Source organism: Nocardia sp. NPDC004722 (genome assembly GCF_053601505.1).
In genome coordinates this window covers 1-2,225 of the sequence record NZ_JBSGBY010000931.1, presented here as the reverse complement: position 1 = coordinate 2,225, position 2,225 = coordinate 1, and the positions used below count along the sequence as shown (strand labels likewise).

General features: G+C 68.8%; 3 protein-coding genes. 2 read left to right on the top strand and 1 reads right to left on the bottom strand.

Annotated features, from left to right (window positions below):
• Positions 1–25 precede the first annotated feature (25 nt).
• Positions 26–1,210, top strand: a complete 1,185-nt coding sequence (locus ACWELQ_RS44210) for an MFS transporter (RefSeq protein WP_452402934.1) — start codon at positions 26–28, stop codon at positions 1,208–1,210.
• Positions 1,211–1,219: 9 nt separating this feature from the next.
• Here the strand turns inward: ACWELQ_RS44210 and ACWELQ_RS44205 are convergent, their stop codons facing one another.
• Positions 1,220–1,792 (bottom strand): TetR/AcrR family transcriptional regulator, encoded by a 573-nt coding sequence (locus ACWELQ_RS44205; RefSeq protein WP_452402933.1) that lies wholly within the window; start codon positions 1,790–1,792, stop codon positions 1,220–1,222.
• 105 nt (positions 1,793–1,897) lie between these two features.
• Between ACWELQ_RS44205 and ACWELQ_RS44200 the strand changes: the two genes are divergently transcribed.
• Positions 1,898–2,225 (top strand): FAD-dependent oxidoreductase (locus ACWELQ_RS44200; RefSeq protein WP_452402932.1); only part of this gene is annotated, 328 nt, incomplete at its 3' end.

Below are 2,225 nucleotides of genomic sequence, written 5' to 3'. Positions count from 1 at the left end.
TTGATGTTCGACGCCGCCGGGCGCCCTGCTCGGCGTCGCCGGGGCCACCCTCGCACCGTCCACACTCTCGTTGATATTCACCATGTTTCGCGATGCCGCCCAGCGTTCGGTCGCCGTCGGGGTCTGGGTCGGCGCCTACTCGGTCGGGGGCTCCATCGGGCCGCTGGCCGGTGGGCTCATGCTCGAACACTTCTGGTGGGGTTCGGTTTTCCTGCTCGCGGTGCCGGTCATGGTGCTGCTGATCGTGCTCGCTCCCCGGGTGCTGCCGGAGTACCGCGATCCCGACGCCGGTCGTCTCGACCTGATCAGCGCGGCGCTGTGCACCTCCGCGATGCTGCTGGTGGTGTTCGGCATGAAGAAGGCGGCCCAGGACGGCCCGGGTCCGGCCGCGCTGGGCGCGCTCGCCGTCGGTTTCGGCATCGGCGCGATCTTCGTGCGCCGCCAGCTCAATGTCGCCGAACCCATGCTGGATCTGCGGCTGTTCCGGCTGGGCAGCTTCCGCACCGCGCTCACCATCAATATGGTCTCGATCTTCGTGACCTTCGGCTACGCGCTGTTCGTCGGACAGTATTTCCAACTCGTGCTGGGCATGTCGCCGCTGCGGGCCGGGCTGGCGACCATCCCGGCCGGGCTCGGCTTCATGATCGGCTCCCAGCTGGGGCCGCGCATCATGCGGGTGATGCGGCCCGCCTACATGATCGGGATCGGGATGGCCATGGCCGCGGCCGGGCTGCTGCTGCTCACCCAGATCACCGCGACCGGCGGGGTCGAGCTGACCATCGCCGCGTCACTGCTGGTCTCCTTCGGTCTCGCACCGGTTTTCGGGATCACCACCGAGCTCATCGTCGGCACCGCGCCGCCCGAGCAGGCGGGCGCGGCGTCCGGGCTCTCGGAGACCGGGGCGGAATTCGGGGGCGCGCTGGGGATTTCCATTCTGGGCAGCATCAGCATCGCCATCTACCGCAGCCAGCTCGACGCCAACCTGCCCTACGGCCTGCCCGACGACGACGCCCATGCCGCCCGTGACACGCTCGGCGCGGCAATGGAAGTCGCCACCGCCCTGCCCGGCAAGGTGGGCAGCGCGGTCGCCGACGCCGCCAAGCACGCGTTCCTCGCGGGCATGCATCTCACCGCCGCCATCGCCGCCGGGGCGGCGCTGCTGCTGGCATTGATCGCCATGACGCGGTTGCGGCACGTGCCGCCGGGCTAGCGGCCCGGTTCAGTTGCCGCGCAGCGCCTGTACGGCGGTCACGAACGAATCCCCGTCCAGCAGTTCGGCGGTGGGCGCGATCATCTTCTGCACGGCCAGTCCCTGGAACAGCAGGAACAGCAGCTGCGCGACCGCGGCCGCCTGCTCCTCGGTCAGTTCCGGGTGCACGGTCCGCATGACTTCCGCGAGATCACGGTTGGCCACGGCGCTCGCCTGCGCCATGAAGACCTGCTGTTCGGGGTCGCGAGCGATCTGGATGCCGTTCTCGGTGCTGAGCATGAGCGCGTCCCGATTGCGCTCGACCACCTCGACGAAGCCGTTCCAGGTCGCGGCCAGGGACTCCCACAGGGTGCGGTTCTCCCCCGCGGCCTTGATCGCCGCGTCCATGTCGTCGCCGATCCGGGTGCCGAAGCCCATGGTGATGGCCTCGGTGACCAGATGGTCCTTCGACCCGAAGTGATAGCCGATGGCCGCCAGGCTCACCCCGGCCGCCTTGGCGATGTCGCGGGCGGTCACCTTGGCCAGTCCCCGCTCCAGAACGGCCTGGCGCGCACCCTCCAAGAGGTCTTCTCGATTTCCCATGACCCCACCCTACCAGCGTCTTAGACATTTGTTCTAGACAACCGTGTCAGACTCTGTTAGACATATGTCTTAGACGGAAGTACAGCACCTCACCGGGAGTTCGAAATGACCACCACCAACACCCCTCGCATCCTCGTCGTCGGCGGCGGCATCGCCGGCAACACCGTTGCCCTGCAACTGCTTCGGGCCGGGATCGCCACCACCGTCGTCGAGCGCGCCACCGCTCCCCGGCCGGGCGGCCAGGCGGTCGACCTGCGCACCGCCAGCAAGGAGGTCGCCGAGCGCATGGGCCTGATGCCGGGCATCCGCAAGCTGCGGGTGCACGAGCACGGCTGGGCCTATGTCGACGAGAGCGGCAAGACCTACGCCCGCATCGACGTGGAGATGTTCGGCGGCGAAGGCCCCGCGGCCGAGATCGAGATCTCGCGCGGCG

Bases quoted from the DNA above. Each gene is read 5' to 3' on its own strand.
- ACWELQ_RS44205 (WP_452402933.1), bottom strand. From the start codon at position 1,792: ATGGGAAATCGAGAAGACCTCTTGGAGGGTGCGCGCCAGGCCGTTCTG.